The 15,290-nt window shown below is 60.2% G+C and carries 15 protein-coding genes; 5 read left to right on the top strand and 10 right to left on the bottom strand.

Going from position 1 to position 15,290, the window contains the following annotated elements; all coding sequences use genetic code 11:
* Window positions 1-168: 168 nt before the first annotated feature.
* The 3 genes from dnaJ to J5274_RS00845 form a co-directional block, all read right to left on the bottom strand.
* Window positions 169-1,308, bottom strand: coding sequence for a molecular chaperone DnaJ (dnaJ, locus tag J5274_RS00855; protein WP_111220901.1), 1,140 nt, complete (start codon window positions 1,306-1,308; stop codon window positions 169-171).
* Between the two features lie 90 nt (window positions 1,309-1,398).
* The gene (gene dnaK, locus J5274_RS00850; RefSeq protein ID WP_142831477.1) at window positions 1,399-3,321 is read right to left on the bottom strand and encodes a molecular chaperone DnaK; all 1,923 of its coding nucleotides are present in this window, start codon (window positions 3,319-3,321) and stop codon (window positions 1,399-1,401) included.
* A gap of 294 nt (window positions 3,322-3,615) precedes the next feature.
* The gene (locus J5274_RS00845) at window positions 3,616-6,015 is read right to left on the bottom strand and encodes a transglycosylase domain-containing protein (protein ID WP_142831476.1); all 2,400 of its coding nucleotides are present in this window, start codon (window positions 6,013-6,015) and stop codon (window positions 3,616-3,618) included.
* Between the two features lie 346 nt (window positions 6,016-6,361).
* On the opposite strand from J5274_RS00845, the gene J5274_RS28690 reads away from it, so the two are divergent.
* The 5 genes from J5274_RS28690 to J5274_RS00825 all read left to right on the top strand — a co-directional run bounded on the left by J5274_RS28690 (window position 6,362) and on the right by J5274_RS00825 (window position 8,238).
* Entirely contained in the window at window positions 6,362-6,490 is a 129-nt protein-coding gene (locus J5274_RS28690; protein WP_257623386.1) for a hypothetical protein, read from the top strand.
* A gap of 171 nt (window positions 6,491-6,661) precedes the next feature.
* Entirely contained in the window at window positions 6,662-6,958 is a 297-nt protein-coding gene (locus J5274_RS00840) for a hypothetical protein (RefSeq protein WP_142831475.1), read from the top strand.
* A 133-nt stretch (window positions 6,959-7,091) separates the two neighbouring features.
* A complete protein-coding gene (locus J5274_RS00835; RefSeq protein ID WP_224129845.1) occupies window positions 7,092-7,280 on the top strand; it encodes a hypothetical protein in 189 nt (62 codons plus the stop codon).
* Window positions 7,281-7,510: 230 nt separating this feature from the next.
* Window positions 7,511-7,822 (top strand): hypothetical protein, encoded by a 312-nt coding sequence (locus J5274_RS00830; protein ID WP_142831473.1) that lies wholly within the window; start codon window positions 7,511-7,513, stop codon window positions 7,820-7,822.
* Window positions 7,823-7,995: 173 nt separating this feature from the next.
* A complete protein-coding gene (locus J5274_RS00825; protein WP_142831472.1) occupies window positions 7,996-8,238 on the top strand; it encodes a DUF982 domain-containing protein in 243 nt (80 codons plus the stop codon).
* Between the two features lie 76 nt (window positions 8,239-8,314).
* Here J5274_RS00825 and J5274_RS00820 read toward each other — a convergent pair whose 3' ends face one another.
* The 7 genes from J5274_RS00820 to J5274_RS00790 all read right to left on the bottom strand — a co-directional run bounded on the left by J5274_RS00820 (window position 8,315) and on the right by J5274_RS00790 (window position 14,918).
* Window positions 8,315-9,298 carry an SH3 domain-containing protein gene (locus J5274_RS00820; protein ID WP_142831471.1) on the bottom strand — a complete coding sequence of 328 codons (984 nt, stop codon included), beginning with the start codon at window positions 9,296-9,298 and terminating at the stop codon, window positions 8,315-8,317.
* A gap of 471 nt (window positions 9,299-9,769) precedes the next feature.
* Window positions 9,770-11,203, bottom strand: a complete 1,434-nt coding sequence (locus tag J5274_RS00815) for an efflux transporter outer membrane subunit (protein WP_142831470.1) — start codon at window positions 11,201-11,203, stop codon at window positions 9,770-9,772.
* 325 nt (window positions 11,204-11,528) lie between these two features.
* Window positions 11,529-12,482, bottom strand: a complete 954-nt coding sequence (locus J5274_RS00810; RefSeq protein ID WP_142831469.1) for a phosphoribosylaminoimidazolesuccinocarboxamide synthase — start codon at window positions 12,480-12,482, stop codon at window positions 11,529-11,531.
* Between the two features lie 115 nt (window positions 12,483-12,597).
* Window positions 12,598-13,278, bottom strand: coding sequence for a phosphoribosyltransferase (locus tag J5274_RS00805; RefSeq protein ID WP_142831564.1), 681 nt, complete (start codon window positions 13,276-13,278; stop codon window positions 12,598-12,600).
* A gap of 6 nt (window positions 13,279-13,284) precedes the next feature.
* On the bottom strand, window positions 13,285-14,103 hold the full coding sequence (locus J5274_RS00800) for a pseudouridine synthase (protein WP_374113727.1): 819 nt from the start codon (window positions 14,101-14,103) through the stop codon (window positions 13,285-13,287).
* 116 nt (window positions 14,104-14,219) lie between these two features.
* A complete protein-coding gene (locus tag J5274_RS00795; protein ID WP_142831467.1) occupies window positions 14,220-14,426 on the bottom strand; it encodes a hypothetical protein in 207 nt (68 codons plus the stop codon).
* A gap of 150 nt (window positions 14,427-14,576) precedes the next feature.
* A complete protein-coding gene (locus J5274_RS00790) occupies window positions 14,577-14,918 on the bottom strand; it encodes a hypothetical protein (RefSeq protein ID WP_142831466.1) in 342 nt (113 codons plus the stop codon).
* Window positions 14,919-15,290 lie beyond the last annotated feature (372 nt).

Genomic DNA, 15,290 nt, shown 5'->3' with positions numbered 1-15,290 from the left:
CTGAGTTGCCGGGCTCAATTAGTATATCCTATCATTGGGTTGACGAAAAAGGCGAGAGGTATTGTGACGCAAAACCAACCTGTCGCCCGCAATGCATCTTCAGCTCAACGAACAAAGCCGGCTGCGTTTCCGCAACCGGCTTCAAGTCTCAAAATCCGGCCGAGATGCCTACTCGCTGAGGGTGTCGAAGAAATCCTTCATGCGGGCGAAGAAGCCTGTCGATTCGGGATTGTTATCCTGTGAAGAGATCTGTTCGAATTCCTGCAGCAGCTCGCGCTGACGCTTGGTGAGCTTCTGCGGAGTTTCGATCTGCACCTGGATGTAGAGGTCGCCCACCTGGGCCGAGCGAAGAACGGGCATGCCCTTGGCCTTAAGCCGGAATTGCTTGCCGGCCTGCGTGCCCTCTGGAACGGTGACCCGCGACTTGGTACCATCGAGGGTCGCAACGTCGATCGTGCCGCCGAGTGCTGCGGTCGTCATGGAAATCGGCACGGCGCAATAGAGGTCAGCCCCGTCGCGCTGGAAGAATTCGTGCGGCTTGACCGACAGGAACATGTAGAGGTCGCCGGCCGGGCCGCCACGGGTGCCGGCTTCCCCTTCGCCCTGCAGGCGGATGCGGGTGCCGTCCTCGATACCGGCCGGAATGTTGACCGACAGCGAGCGCTCTTCGGTAACGCGACCCTGGCCCTGGCACTTGGTGCAGGGGTCGGGAATGATCTGGCCGCGCCCGTGGCAGGTCGGGCAGGTACGTTCGATCGAGAAGAAGCCCTGGGCTGCGCGCACGCGACCGGATCCCTGGCAGGTCGAGCAGGTTTTTGGCTGGGTGCCGGGCTTGGCGCCCGAGCCCGAACAGACGTCGCAGGTAATGGAGGTCGGAACACGGATCTGCGCGGTCTTGCCGGCAAAGGCTTCCTCAAGCGAGATTTCCATGTTGTAGCGAAGATCGGCCCCGCGTTCGCGTCCGCCGGACGAGCGCTGGCGCTGGCGCCCGCCACCCATCATTTCGCCGAAGATGTCTTCGAAGATATCGGAGAAACCGCCGCCGCCGCCCATGCCGCCGCCAGCATTGCCCATGCCGCCATGTTCAAAGGCCGCGTGGCCGTATCGATCATAGGCTGCCCGCTTCTGCGGGTCCTTCAGCATCTCGTAGGCTTCGTTCAATTCCTTGAACTTGCGCTCGGCTTCGTGATCACCCGGGTTCTTGTCGGGGTGATGCACCATTGCCAATTTGCGAAACGCAGATTTGAGCTCTTTGTCGTCCGCAGAGCGCGAGACACCGAGAATTTCGTAATAGTCTGCTTTAGCCATGCAGGATTAGACCCCGGAAATGGATTTCCGGCTGCCAAAAGGCAGCCGGACTTAAGTTTCCGCAAAACCGTTTCGGCTTGCGCTTGTGACTTATGCGGACTTCTTGTCGTCCTTGATTTCCTCGTAGTCGGCGTCGACGACGTGGTCGTCAGCGGCAGAGTGCCTAGCGGCATCGGCTGCTGCTGCGGCCTCATCGCCACCCTGCTGAGCTTCGTAGATCGCCTGGCCGAGCTTCATGGACGCTTCCATCAAAGTCTGGGTCTTCGCCTTGATGTCCTCGGCGTCCGGCTCGGAGGCTTCGGTTGCACTCTTCAGCGCCGCAATCGCGTCGGCAATCGCCGTGCGGTCGGCTTCCGAAACCTTGTCGCCAAAGTCCTTCAGCGACTTCTCGCTGGAGTGGATCAGGCTTTCGGCCTGGTTCTTGGCTTCTACGCCGTCACGACGCTTCTTGTCGGTCTCGGCGTTGGCTTCGGCGTCCTTGACCATCTTCTCGATCTCGGCGTCGGACAGACCGCCCGAGGCCTGGATGCGGATCTGCTGTTCCTTGCCGGTGCCCTTGTCCTTGGCCGAAACCTGGACGATGCCGTTGGCGTCGATATCGAAGGTGACTTCGATCTGCGGGACGCCGCGCGGAGCTGGCGGCAGGCCGACGAGGTCGAACTGGCCGAGCAGCTTGTTGTCCTGCGCCATTTCGCGTTCGCCCTGGGAAACGCGGATCGTCACGGCCGACTGGTTGTCGTCTGCGGTCGAGAAGGTCTGGCTCTTCTTCGTCGGGATAGTCGTGTTACGCTCGATGAGGCGCGTGAACACGCCGCCGAGAGTTTCGATGCCGAGCGACAGCGGCGTCACGTCGAGCAGCAGGACGTCCTTGACGTCGCCCTGCAGAACGCCGCCCTGGATGGCCGCGCCCATGGCAACGACTTCGTCTGGGTTGACGCCCTTGTGAGGCTCCTTGCCGAACAGCTGCTTGACGATTTCCTGAACCTTCGGCATGCGGCTCATGCCGCCGACCAGAACGACTTCGTCGATCTCGGCTGCGGTTACGCCGGCATCCTTAAGGGCTGCCTTGCATGGCGCAACTGTACGCTGGACCAGATCGTCGACCAGGCTTTCAAGTTTGGCGCGGGTCAGCTTCAGCGTCAGGTGCTTCGGGCCGGTTGCGTCGGCGGTGATGAAGGGCAGGTTGATTTCAGTCTGCTGCGACGACGACAACTCGATCTTGGCTTTTTCAGCGGCTTCCTTCAGGCGCTGCAGTGCAAGCTTGTCGCCCTTCAGGTCGATGCCGTTGTCCTTCTTGAACTCGGCTGCCAGATATTCAACCAGGCGCATGTCGAAGTCTTCGCCGCCGAGGAAGGTGTCGCCGTTGGTCGACTTCACTTCGAAGACGCCATCACCGATTTCGAGGATCGAGATATCGAAGGTACCACCACCCAAGTCGTAGACGGCAATGGTCTTGCCTTCCTTCTTGTCGAGACCGTAGGCAAGTGCTGCTGCCGTCGGCTCGTTGATGATGCGCAGCACTTCGAGACCGGCGATGCGGCCTGCATCCTTGGTGGCCTGACGCTGCGCGTCGTTGAAGTAGGCTGGTACGGTGATGACGGCCTGGGTGACCTTCTCGCCGAGATAGGCTTCAGCCGTTTCCTTCATCTTCTGAAGGATCATCGCGGAAATCTGTGCAGGGGAATAGCCCTTGCCGTTGGCTTCGACCCATGCGTCGCCATTATCGCCCTTGACGATATTGAAAGGGACGAGGTCCTTGTCCTTGCCAACAGTCGGATCTTCGAAGCGGCGGCCGATCAGGCGCTTGACAGCGAAGAGTGTGTTCGTTGGGTTGGTCACCGCCTGGCGCTTGGCCGGCTGACCGACGAGGCGTTCGCCGTCTTCGGAGAAAGCCACCATCGATGGGGTCGTACGCGCGCCTTCTGCGTTCTCGATGACCTTGGCGTCCTTCCCGTCCATGACGGATACGCAGGAATTCGTCGTTCCAAGGTCGATACCAATTACTTTTGCCATGTCATTCTCTCCATTGAAGCAGACTGTCGAAACCCCTGTCAGGCATTTCTGGGACAGCCCCTTACGGGATAGTCTTGCGGTTTGCGCAGTCTTAGCTGCGGTGATGTCGGCTATATAAGTAGCGATTTTGCGGACTGCAAGGCAGGAAATGAAGCGGAATCCGGCAAAGCCCATGCTTTATTTCAAGGTGTTGCAGCTTCTGACTGCAACCCTGGAAAGAGGCGTGAACCCGCATCAGACCAGCCCTTAGTCCATCCTGCAAGTGGCAACGGTCAAATCAAACGTCAAGGGGTGTTATCGGCCCATGAGATAGTCGAGCAACGTGGTTCGGCGAGGTCGCGCATCGGACGGCGATTCGCCGATATCGGCAGGCGGTGTCGGGCTTTGCGAGGCATAGGGGTTGCTGTCCGCGCCGGGTCCGACCGGCGGCATGTCGACAGGCTCGTCGTTGTTGGCGATAGCAGCCGGTGCCTGCTGGGGCACAGCAGCGGGTCTTGCCGACACTGCCGGATTGACCGGCGCCGGAGGATAGGTGCCGGCTGGAGAATTCGCTGGCGTCTTCGGAGGAATGTTGCCGGTTGTGGGGCCGCCGAGCACCCCGGAGATGATGCCCGAGATCGTAGACTGGTCGCCGGCATCGCCGCCGGACTGCGCCATCGGCATGCTGCCGTCGATCACCTGGCCGCCGCCGAACAGCGGTGCTGGCGTCAGGCCCTTGTGGGCAGCGATCATGAATTCCTTCCACGCCTTTGCCGGCAGGCTGCCGCCGGTGACCTTTTTCATCGACTTGCCGTCGTCGTTGCCAAACCAGACGCCTGTCGTAAAGTCGTTGGTGAAGCCTACGAACAGCGCGTCGCGGAAGGATTGCGTCGTGCCGGACTTGCCGGCCGTCTGCCAGCCTGGAATCCGGGCCGCCTTGCCGGTGCCCGATGCCATGACGCCTTCCATCATGTAGTTCATGTTGGTAACGACGCTCGGGCTGAGGACGCGGGGCGGATCGCTGAAGTTCGCGGTATAAAGCACCTTGCCGGAGGCAGACGTCACCTTGGTGATGACGTGCGGCGTGGCCTTGTAACCACCGTTCATGAAGGCGGCGTAGGACGATGTCAGCTCCAGCAGCGACACTTCGGATGTTCCAAGCGCGATCGAGGCATTGTCCTGCAGTTCTGAATCGATGCCGAGGCGATGGGCGAGCTTGATCACGTTCGGCGGGCCGACCTCCATCACCAGCTGCGCTGCGATGGTGTTGAGAGAATGGGCGAGGGCAGTCGCCAGCGTCACGACGCCGGAATATTTCTGCTCGTAGTTTTCCGGCGTCCAGTTGCCGATCTTGATGGGCGCATCATTGCGCACGGATGTCGGCGTCAGGCCCATTTCCATCGCCGCAGCGTATACGAATGGCTTGAAGGCCGACCCCGGCTGGCGCTTGGCGGTGACGGCTCGGTTGTACTGGCTTTCAGCATAGTCGCGACCGCCGACCATGGCGCGGATAGCGCCTGTTCCTTCCACAGAGATCAACGCTGCCTGCGAGGCATCGAGCTTCTTGCCATCGTGATCGAGCACATCGCCCAGCGCCTGCTCGGCCTTGGCCTCCATCGCCATGTCGATCGTGGTCTCGACGACGACATCTTCCTTGATCGGGCCGATCAGGCCCGGCAGCTGGTCCATCACCATGTCGGCCGCATAATTCTGGGCGCCGTTCCAGAAACTCTTGGCCCGGGTCGGAGGGGCTGCCAGTGCCGTCTTGATATCGGCGTCCGTGACATAGCCCTGGTCGCGCATCGCTTGCAGCACGACTTGCTGGCGAGCATGGGCTGCTGCTGGATCGCGGATCGGCGACAGTTTCGAGGGCGCCTTGACGAGGCCGGCCAGCATCGCGGCTTCGCCAAGGTTCACATCACGGGCAGATTTATTGAAATAGCGCCGCGAGGCGGCCTCGACGCCAAAGGCATTCGAGCCGAAGAACACGCGGTTGAGGTACATCGCAAGGATCTGGTCCTTGGTGTAGGTGTGCTCCAGCCAGAGGGCGAGCAACACCTCCTGGACCTTGCGCTCCATCGTCCGGTCGGGCGACAGGAATAGGTTCTTGGCGAGTTGCTGCGTGAGGGTCGACCCACCCTGGACCGTGTGGCCGGTCAACAGGTTGGTCGTGAACGCGCGGGCAAGGCCGATGGGGTCGACGCCGAAATGCGAATAGAACCGCCGGTCCTCGATGGCGACGATGGCCTCGGGGATGAAGGGCGACATGTCCTCGAGGGCAAGGGCTTCGCCGCCGGTGGCGCCGCGGTTGGCGAGCGACGTCCCGTCCATGGCGTTTATCTTGACGTTGGGCGGGCGGGCCGGAATCTGCCACGTGCTGGCGCTCGGCATGCGCGACCCATAGTAGAGGACGATGCCGGCAACGCCGATGCCGCCCCACAAGGCGAGCACCAGACACCAGTATATAAGCCGACGGATAAGGCCGATGAAGCCAAGGCCTTCGCGGCGCTGCGGTCTGTTGCGGACTCCGCCACGCCCGCTCCGGGCAGTCTTTCGACCCTTGGGATATTTTTCGCGCGCCTTGCCGGAGCCCTTAGCGGGAGAGCCACCGACTATGCGATCGTCGGCGTCGATCGTCAGCTCGTCGTCATCGCGGTCGGGCTTGCCGGCGAAGGACGGTTCGATGCGCTGACCTGATCTGCCTTTTCCTGCCATTGCGGACCGGTCAACCCTTCGGTGATGATGCTGCACGCGGGCCGACAGGCAAAGTCCCTGCAAAAAGGTGCCCCACGACCCAGTTGTCGGTTGAACTTTAAATGCGGCGATTTAAGGGGATGTTAAAGGCGGCACGGGTTTTCCATATCCCGATCAACAGTTTGTGGTCGGATGTGTGCTATTTGATAGGCAAGCCGAAATCCTCTCTTCATTTGGGCCTCTACCTCTCCGCGCAATGAACGCTCCCGTTCTGTGTCGGAGAGTCAATATCTTTGAGCGTGGCCCCACTCGACTTCCTGCATGTTCGATGTTTCATTTGCATTCTATGGAGCCGAGGGGGCGGTCGATGAGTATCGAGTGGGACGAGCGTAAGGCGAGGCGGGCGCAACTGCACAAGTTTGCTGCGGCTCTGGCAATAACCTGCATGATCGCGGCACTCCCCATTCTCGTCGTCGGGATGCGGATCGGTTTGTAGTTTTCACTGGCGCTGCAGGGTGCAGACATCTTTGCGGTACCTTATAGCTTCCACCCGTGCATGCATTCGTATCTCCGAAACCTGATACTTCATCTCTTCCTTGTGGAACACAAATGCTGCTCGCGCATTTGGTAAGCGACTGCATATTTTTTGTTCAATGAGGGATCGATTATGAAGATTTTTGCCACAGCGTTTCTGACTGCGTCCATGGCGATAGGTTCGCTGTTTGCCGTATCCGCTCCGGTAGCTGCCGCTCCGCTGGCCCCAGTCCAGATCACACAGTCGTCCGACGTGGTGCAGGTCCGCGACGAACGCTGGCGCCACAATCGCCATGAGCGCCGGAGCTGGCGTCACGATCGTCGTGAATTCCGCCATGGTCGCGGAGAGTGGCGTCGTGATCGCGGCTACCACAACCGTCGCGAATGGCATCGCCATCATCGCCGCAACGGCGTCATCATCCGCCTGTAACAAGTCTGAAAAGAGCCCTTCGGGGCTCTTTTCTCGTTATGCGCAGGCTCATTCCAGATTCCTTATACAAGGCGGAACGAATGGCGGGCGGTGTCGTTAGTCCAGGTGCCGCTAATTGATGAAGGAGAAATCCATGCCTAATCGCGATCCTCTTCCGCAGCCAGACGCCGAGACGCCACGGGGTCCTACGTTTACGCCGGGTATCCCCGACCGGACGCAGGAAAAGCCGGCCGTGCCACCGATTATCCAGCCGGAAGACGACCTGAACCCGAACGATCCCGTCGCTGCAACAATCCGGCCCACGCCGGATGCCGCGATCTGACTGTCGATCGATAAAATTAGCCTATTCGTCGGGCGGCGCACGCGCCGCCCGACCCACGTCTGGACAGCAATCGTGCTGGCCCCAAGGGCCCGGAAACAATTGTTGCACTGCAAAAATCAACAACTGCATTGCACATCTCACGCCCCTCTGTATTTTCGGCATGAGTTGGCGTCCTGTTTGGACTACCGCCGTTGCAGCACCGTCCTGCTCCCCAAGAGGTCTATGTCACCATGATCGTGAAAATTGCCAACCTGTTCGTCGCAGGTTCCTTGTCCCTGTGCGCCCTCTCAGCACCGGCATATTCCGCCGAGCTTCGTTCGGCAACCAAAGCTGAAATCGTCAAGCACCTCGGTCCTAACGCTGCAGGCAAGACAAATGCCAACGGCTTCACCTACAAGGAAGGCAGCAGCAAGGGCTACAAGGTGTCGAACGGTAGCATTTGCATCCGGTCGCCAAATGGCAGCACCGGTTGCGCCAAGATCCTGACAGATGGAACCAACTTCAAGATGCTGACCGCCGATGGCGCAAGAGGCAATTTCTAAGGCCAGCATTTCAGCCGCACATCTTTGCCATCTGGTCCTTCGGATGACCAAGCGTTGCTGCCCGGCTCCCCCGTATTTCACCGGTTGTGTTTTTATCGGGACTAATGGACAATGTCATTTGCGCGTCATCGAGGAGGATGACGCTCAAGCATAGGTCAGGAGGAGACAGGCTCATGCGACACGTTAAATGGAGCAATCCGGTAGAGGTGGGTTTCAGCCAGGATGACGCCCGGGTGATCAGTGGTCCATCCGATGCGTTGCACTGCCTGATGGACATGTGGCCTGATCGGCGCGGGCCTCTTTATGTGGCTGCGCGCAGCGTCTGCCGTGCTGCGATAGCAGGCCGGCGGTCAGCCGAGGAAGCTCGTGAGATCTTCATGTCGGCAACGCGCGAAGCAGACCTGACAACTCACTAAAACGGTCGCAAGCTGACGCGCCCTGCGGGTCAGGTAGGACAGGAGGACTCAGAGAGACCTCCTGCATCTTCAATGCTCAATTGTGCGACGAGTGCGGCTCGTTGCAGGCAGGGCCGGCGTCCGGGCACACTATGACCTGACCATCATTACGACGAATGACGCGCGGCGGCTCGCTCCTGCCCGGCTGCTGAGCCTGCGGCTGTGGTTGCGGACGAGGGGCCTCGGGCTGAGCACGCGGCGGCGGCGGAGCAGGCTGCTGCGGAGGCTGAGGCTGCGGCGGCTGTGGCTGGGCCTGTGGAGGCTGCTGACGCGGCGGCTGGCCCTGGGGAGGCTGGTCGCGCTGCGGCCGTTGCTGCTGCTGGGGTTGCTGCTGATCTTGCTGATCCTGCTGCTGGCGCCTGCGCGGCGGCTGGTTGTTGTCGCCGTCGAAGTTGCCCTGGTCGGGGTCGCCATAGCGCTGACCAGCGTCGCCGTCGCCGTCGCCATAACGCGGACGGTGGCGGGGTGGCGGGTTGTCATCGCTCTGGTAATTGTCGCCGTAGTCCGGCTGGCGCTGGTGGCGCCTCTGCCAGTTACCCTGGTCTTCGTCCTGCGGATCGTAAACCGGCGGCGGTGGTGGCCGGCGATAGATCGGCTGGCCGCCATTGCGCTGCCAGTCCGGACCCTGCGCCCAGCGATCACGGTCGCGGTAGAAATCCCGGCCGCGATAGTTGCGGTCCCAGTAGTTGTCGAGATCGAAGGTGATTGTCGGGATGCCGAGCGGACGGTAATACTGCGGACCGACATAGATACGCCGCTGCTGGTATACCGCCTGAACGTAACGACCTGCGACCCAACCGCGACCGCCGTCAAACGAGACGTCGCACCAGGGAAGGTCTGCAAGGCAGCCGTTTATCCTGAGTGGAGCGCCGATCGGGATGAGCGTGACAGCCGGATAGGCAGTACTCGGTCCGGAACGCATGTTGACGTTCGCCGTCGAGAAGCCCGAGGCAGCCTCGGCGATCGCCGGCAAGGCCAACACGCTGCCCAGGGCTGCGGTGGCCAGAAGTAGTTTCCTCATGTGTCTCCTCCGTGGGACGTCTTGCAGCAATGATTCGAGGGGCTGCTTTCTCTCGTCTTGTAAGAATAGATGCATGAACGTAACTTGAACGCTGAATGGCACTACCATCTTGAAATGCGCCCCCTGCCAAACCATTTATTCTGAAGCCACATAGCGACGAAAAAGCCCGGGGAGCAACGCTCCTAGCGGCAGCGGCGGGACAGCGTTAACCTTTTGTTAACCTATCGCGCCCAGACTGTGTGCAAATCTGCTTTCGCTTTGACCACGGATGTACTGGCATTGTTTCGAAGCAGGTGACGAAAGGCCGGATCGTTCCGGCCTTTTTGTCGTTTTGGTGCATGTCGTATCCCGCTTTATTGTCCCGACAATCCAACCCCTGAATTGCCTCCCCCAAAACGAAACCGCCGCAGGCGGTGCTGCGGCGGGTTCAATGTGTATAAAAGGGTTAGGCGGCGACGCCCTGGTAGAAGCTTACATCTTCTTCGAGGCCAGGGTTACCGGGGTGACCTTGTCCGGGCTGGCTGGGACATAGCCTGCACCGATCGCAACGTTCAGCGACACATAGTCGGCTGCACTGGTCTGCACGGCAGCTGCAAGGCTTTCCTGTGCGGATGTGACCTGAAGCTGCGCAGTGATGACGTCGAGCAGCGACGATGCGCCATCCTTGTAGCTGGCAGTCGAAAGCTGCAGCGCTTCGCGGTAGGATTTGACCTGCGCACGGAGCGCCGAGATCGTCTGTGCATCGCGGGTAACGGCCGAAAGCGCGTTCTCGACATCCTCGACAGCCGACAAGACCGTGGACTTCCAGGAGAGGTAGGCTGCACGGGCGTTCGATTCGGCGATCTTGACATTGGCGCGCAACAGGCCGCCGTCGAAGATCGGCAGGTTGAGCGTCGGGCCGAATGACCAGGTGGTGAGGCCACCCTTCGTGCCGCCGGATTTGATGTAGGAAGGCGAGATCGAACCGCTCAGCGAAATGCTCGGATAGAGCTGCGCTTCGGCAACGCCGATTTGGGCTGTAGCTGCTGCCAGCTGACGTTCGGCCTTGCGGATATCGGGACGGTTGCGGACGAGATCGGCCGGAACGCCTGTTGTAACATTGCCACGGAAGACAGGCTGTCCGGTCGACGACTGCATTTCGGCAATGACGGTGGCCGAAGGGACGTTCAGCAGGGTAGCAATGTGATGCACCTGCTTGCGGAAGGCGATTTCGTTCGGCGGCAGCTCCGCGAGCGACGAGTTGACGAGGCCCTCGGCTTGAACGACGTCCAGACGTGATGCGGCGCCGGCCTGCAGCTGGAACTTCGTCAGTTCGAGCGTTTCGCGGCGGGACTTGAGGTTCTCGTTGGCGACGCCGATCAGCGCCTGATAGTAGCGGGCCGTGATGTAGCTGGTCACCAGATCCTGCAGATAGGCCAGACGGGTCACATCGACGGTGGCATAGGCTGCATCGAGCGTATCGAGTGCGCCTTCGCGGGCACGACGATATTGTCCGAACAGGTCGAGAAGCCAGGAGGCCGTCAATTCGCCGCTGCTGGTGTGCTGCGTCGCCTGCTCGGTACGGAGCTTGCCCTTCTGGCCGCTCACCGTCTGCGCCGCAGTGCCTGTCAAGCTGGGGAGACCCCCTGCGCCGGCAACCGTGACGTCGCCTTCATAAGCGACCGTGGCTTCGAGCGACGACAGGATGGAAACGTTCTGGGCGAGGCCTATGTTGACGAGGCCGTTGAGCTTGGTGTCATGGTAGTCCATCCACCACTTGCGGCTCGAAACGTCATCGTTCGACTTCGTGCCGCCTTCCGAGAATTTCGCCGGAAGAGGCATCACCGGCGGCTTATGATCTGGGCCGCTGACGCAACCTGCCAGGATAAGCAGCAGGGCAGGAGCAGCTGTACGAATGGAAACCATCACTTTATTTCCCACAATTCTAATTACTATCAGTGCGTTAACGAAGTTTTCATAACTCCGTGTCAATATCGTACACATTCACGGTCCGCAAACGGGTAGTCGAAAGTCGCGACAATCTAGCAACGGCGATTGCAAGATCACAGCCCCTCTGCCAGATTCTGAGGCGTGATTGATCACACAGAGGTGTGAAACCGCGTCTTGCAGGGACGAATTTTTTCAAGTGTTGCAAAAAGCATACCCTGTCCGTCGGTCGCCGCGACCGTTTCGGGTCGACTCGCGTTGCCATTTGGCTCGGACAATAACGGTCGCAAAATTGCAAGACCGTTCATGCTGATTTCGGAAAATAGCTGGCCAAGCTTGCGCGAACCCGTGCCAGCGGGCTCTCGCCACGATTGTCGGGGACAAAGCGTGTAGCCGTTATTGCCTCGTAGGCGGCGATGTAGACTTTTGAGGTCTGTTCCACCAATTCCAGAGGAATTTGAGGTATTTCGTCCCGATACGGGTCGCAGCGCTCGGCGACCCAGCTGCGGACGAAGTCCTTGTCGAAGCTTGCCGGGCGGCTGCCCTTCTCGAAGCTTTCCTGATAGCTGTCGGCAATCCAGTAGCGGCTGCTGTCCGGGGTGTGGATCTCGTCGGCAAGAATGATGGTGCCGGCCTCGTCTACCCCGAACTCGTATTTCGTATCGACCAGGATAAGACCGCGTTCCAGCGCCATCTGCTGGCCGCGTGCAAAGAGCGCAAAGGCATACTCTGACAGCGTCTTCCACTGCAGTTCGGTCAGCAATCCGCCCTCGATAATTTCGGTGGGCGTCAGCGGCGCGTCGTGACCGCCGTCGAATTCCTTGCTGGTGGGTGTGATGATCGGCTGCGGCAGGATCTGGTTGTCACGCATGCCGTCGGGCAGCGTCGTGCCATACATGGTTCGCTCGCCTTTCTTGTAGAGCGTCAGAATGGATGTGCCCGTGGTGCCTGCCAAGTAACCGCGAACAACAATCTCGACGGGGAGGATGTCCAGCCGCTTGCCGACGACGACGTTCGGATCGGGATAGGCAACAACGTGGTTGGGGCAGATGTCCTTGGTCGCCTCGAACCAGTAGCGCGCTGTCTCGGTCAGTACCTGACCTTTGTAGGGAATGCAGGTGAGGATACGGTCGAATGCACTCAGCCGGTCCGTGCTGATGATGATGCGGTTGCCGTCGGGCAAGTCGTAGTTTTCCCGCACCTTGCCGCGATAATAGTTCGGCAGTTCAGGAAAATGGGCTTCTGAAAGGATGCGCAAGGGGACCACCAATCGGCTGGGCATCCGGTTTCAGGATGCGCGTTGTCCGCCGATCCATAAATTGCCAGTCGCCGATGTCAACCGCGATCGCTGCGTTGCGGGCAGAACGACAGCCTCAGGACGAGGCCGGCCGCTGCCAGCCGCCGCCGTCTGCCGGCTCGAGGAGAGGCGTCGCCAGGACGCCGACAACCCGCTCTGTCCATTTCCGATCGAGCGCGCCGAGACGCTGCCGCCAGCGCTCCGACTGCAGCATCGCCGCGCCAATCACAACCGGTTCGACGCCGCATAAGGTCATCAGCTCGAGGCCGGCGGCGATCGAGGTTCCGCTGGAGATGACGTCGTCGACCAGGGCCACGCGCTTGCCTTCGATCAACGGCAGAAGGCGAGGGTCTATGAACAGGCGCTTCCGATCAGACGTGGTGATAGAAGACATATCCACCGAAAATTCGTCGCGGTACCAGAATTTTCGCGACGTCCCGAGCGGGACATACCTGCTGTGGCCGAGTTGGCGGGCGACGGCGGAGGCGAGCGTCAGTCCGAGGGTCGGCAGGCCGACGACGACATCGATGGCAAAGCCGGAAATCCGCTCGGCGAGCACCCTTGCCAACGCATCCTGCACGGCAAAGCTTGCCTGATTGATGATCAACGAGGCCAGTGCGTGGCGCCCGTCGGCAAGCACGCGGATCGGAAGGCTGATCCGGCCGCCATCGAAAGCGGCGCTGTAGCTGTCGTGGAAAGGCCCGGCGATCTCGGGGCCGGGCGGATCGATCTGCTGCCAGAAGTCTTCGGGCTGCATCATGGTCTAGCGTCTCCGGCCGGGTTCGCTGCGCTTTTCCATGCCGCTTGCCTGCCTCAGCCCTCTGACCTCCGTCTCCGTCAGCGCCCGCACATTGCCCTTGGAAAGATCTCCGAGTTGCAGATCCCCGAAACTGACGCGCACCAGCCGCAGGCAGGCAACGCCGAGAACATCGAGCATCCGGCGGATCTGGCGGTTGCGCCCCTGCCGCAGTTCGACCTCTATCCATGCATTGCGATCTCCATGGCGCAGCACCGTTGCCGAGCTCGCCGTCAGCCATTCACCGTCCGAGGTGACGCCGGAGATCATCCTCGCCAGCCGCGTTTCGTCCATCTGCTGGTCGATCTGCACATGGTAGGTTTTTGCGACATGGGTGATGGGGTCGAGCAGCGCCTGTGCCAGCACAGTATCGTTGGTAAAGAGCAGCAGCCCTTCGCTGGCCTTGTCGAGCCGGCCGACCGGTGAAAGATGCGGGACGTCGAAGGTCTTCAGGCAATCATAGACGGTCGGTCTGCCCTCGGGATCGTGGCGCGTGGTCACCAGGCCGCGCGGCTTGTTGAGCATGAGATAGACTTTCGTCTCTGCCACCACGGCGATTCCATCGACGGCAATCTGTGTGTGGTCGAGATCGACCCAGGCGGCGGTGTCTGTGACGGTGCCGCCGTCGACACTGACACGGCCTTCGGAAATCAGTGCTTCTGCCTGGGTTCGCGAACAATAGCCGAGCTTCGAAAGTGCCCGGGGTAGCGTCACCCTTTTGCCGTCCGTTGTCTCGCGATTTTTGCCGCCACGGTCATGTCGTTGCGGAGATTGCCTTTGGCTCACCGGTCCGTCCTGCACTTGGTATCTCTGCAGCCGGTTTGGCATGTCAGGCGGTTACATGCAAACGGTGCGGGCGGGCGGGGGCAGGGAAGCAACCACTCACATGGATCCCGTCCGCATCAGTGATGAATGAGAAAGCCTTCGAGGTCCTCGCGGCTTACCTCTACGCCGGCGGCGGCCAATGCCGGGTCCGGGTGGGAATAGATGAGGTTCGGAATGTCGGGAAGTTCGAGTGCCTGCCGCATGCTCATGATGCCGACTGCCCGGCTGATGCCCGCCTTCACGACGCTGACTTCGACGATACTTTCCGGTCTGGCAGTCTGCATGATTTCCTCCCGCACTTTTTTCTTATCGTTAGGCCCCGAATTGCGTTGTATAAGCCATCAGTAAATCATGTATTGCACTCAATACAAAGGCCTGCCGCATGGGCAGGCCTCGTTTTGGTCATTTATACCTTCCATTTACACCAAAGTCGGTTAGCGCCACCAGGTGCGCTGCGGTTCCGGCTGGGAAGCGCCCGCCAGCAGGTAGCCTGCGGCAAGACCGAGAAGGCCGACCACAACGAGCGCGGTGGTCGTCGCGGCTGCATGCTCCTTGGCGGCCTCTGCTGCGGCGGCGCTTTCAGCTTTAATCTGAGCTACGGCGTTTTTGGCCTTGGGTGCCGCGTCGTCGTACAGTTTCCCGGCCTTGTCGCGCAGGTCGCTATAGGCTTCCGAGCCCTGCGCTGCCACCAGCTTCTGAAGGCGGGTGATTTCCTGCTGCAGAGCGCTGATGTCCTTGCTCATGCCATTCTTGATGTCGTCAGTCGTGGTCGCCATGTTGGCCTCCGTTTATCCATAGGCCCCCTTAACAGCACGACGAGCGTTTTGGTTCCGTCTCTAGCCCGGTCCCATTTGGATTAAGAGACTGGATTTGGATCTTGCGCCGGATTTCAAGGTCGGTGATTTTTGACCATTTGGACAAGATTTGGTGTTTTGTGGTTTGCGTCTGGCAGTCCGAGGTGGCGTTGATTTTGGTGTGTTGATAAAAATGTTCTGAATAGTTGTTTGGAAACAGGCAGTTATAAATTTGTCAAAAAACTTTGGTGGGTGTGTGTTGACTACTTCGGGAGGTAGGGCCTATAAGCCGGTCACTGACGAGGGCGGCGGCGCTTCTGGCGACGAACTGCTTCGCTCTGTTGTTTCGAAAAG

This window comes from Rhizobium sp. L51/94 (assembly GCF_019355555.1).
GTDB lineage: Bacteria > Pseudomonadota > Alphaproteobacteria > Rhizobiales > Rhizobiaceae > Rhizobium > Rhizobium rhododendri.
The sequence above is the reverse complement of the archived record's forward strand: the minus strand, read 5'-3'. Positions and strand labels throughout refer to the sequence as shown.

What these genes read in the sequence shown, in the direction of transcription:
- dnaJ (WP_111220901.1), bottom strand. Translation starts at nt 1,308, where the DNA reads ATGGCTAAAGCAGACTATTACGAAATTCTCGGTGTCTCGCGCTCTGCG.
- dnaK (WP_142831477.1), bottom strand. Translation starts at nt 3,321, where the DNA reads ATGGCAAAAGTAATTGGTATCGACCTTGGAACGACGAATTCCTGCGTA.
- J5274_RS00845 (WP_142831476.1), bottom strand. Translation starts at nt 6,015, where the DNA reads ATGGCAGGAAAAGGCAGATCAGGTCAGCGCATCGAACCGTCCTTCGCC.
- J5274_RS28690 (WP_257623386.1), top strand. Translation starts at nt 6,362, where the DNA reads ATGAGTATCGAGTGGGACGAGCGTAAGGCGAGGCGGGCGCAACTGCAC.
- J5274_RS00840 (WP_142831475.1), top strand. Translation starts at nt 6,662, where the DNA reads ATGAAGATTTTTGCCACAGCGTTTCTGACTGCGTCCATGGCGATAGGT.
- J5274_RS00835 (WP_224129845.1), top strand. Translation starts at nt 7,092, where the DNA reads ATGCCTAATCGCGATCCTCTTCCGCAGCCAGACGCCGAGACGCCACGG.
- J5274_RS00830 (WP_142831473.1), top strand. Translation starts at nt 7,511, where the DNA reads ATGATCGTGAAAATTGCCAACCTGTTCGTCGCAGGTTCCTTGTCCCTG.
- J5274_RS00825 (WP_142831472.1), top strand. Translation starts at nt 7,996, where the DNA reads ATGCGACACGTTAAATGGAGCAATCCGGTAGAGGTGGGTTTCAGCCAG.
- J5274_RS00820 (WP_142831471.1), bottom strand. Translation starts at nt 9,298, where the DNA reads ATGAGGAAACTACTTCTGGCCACCGCAGCCCTGGGCAGCGTGTTGGCC.
- J5274_RS00815 (WP_142831470.1), bottom strand. Translation starts at nt 11,203, where the DNA reads ATGGTTTCCATTCGTACAGCTGCTCCTGCCCTGCTGCTTATCCTGGCA.
- J5274_RS00805 (WP_142831564.1), bottom strand. Translation starts at nt 13,278, where the DNA reads ATGCAGCCCGAAGACTTCTGGCAGCAGATCGATCCGCCCGGCCCCGAG.
- J5274_RS00795 (WP_142831467.1), bottom strand. Translation starts at nt 14,426, where the DNA reads ATGCAGACTGCCAGACCGGAAAGTATCGTCGAAGTCAGCGTCGTGAAG.
- J5274_RS00790 (WP_142831466.1), bottom strand. Translation starts at nt 14,918, where the DNA reads ATGGCGACCACGACTGACGACATCAAGAATGGCATGAGCAAGGACATC.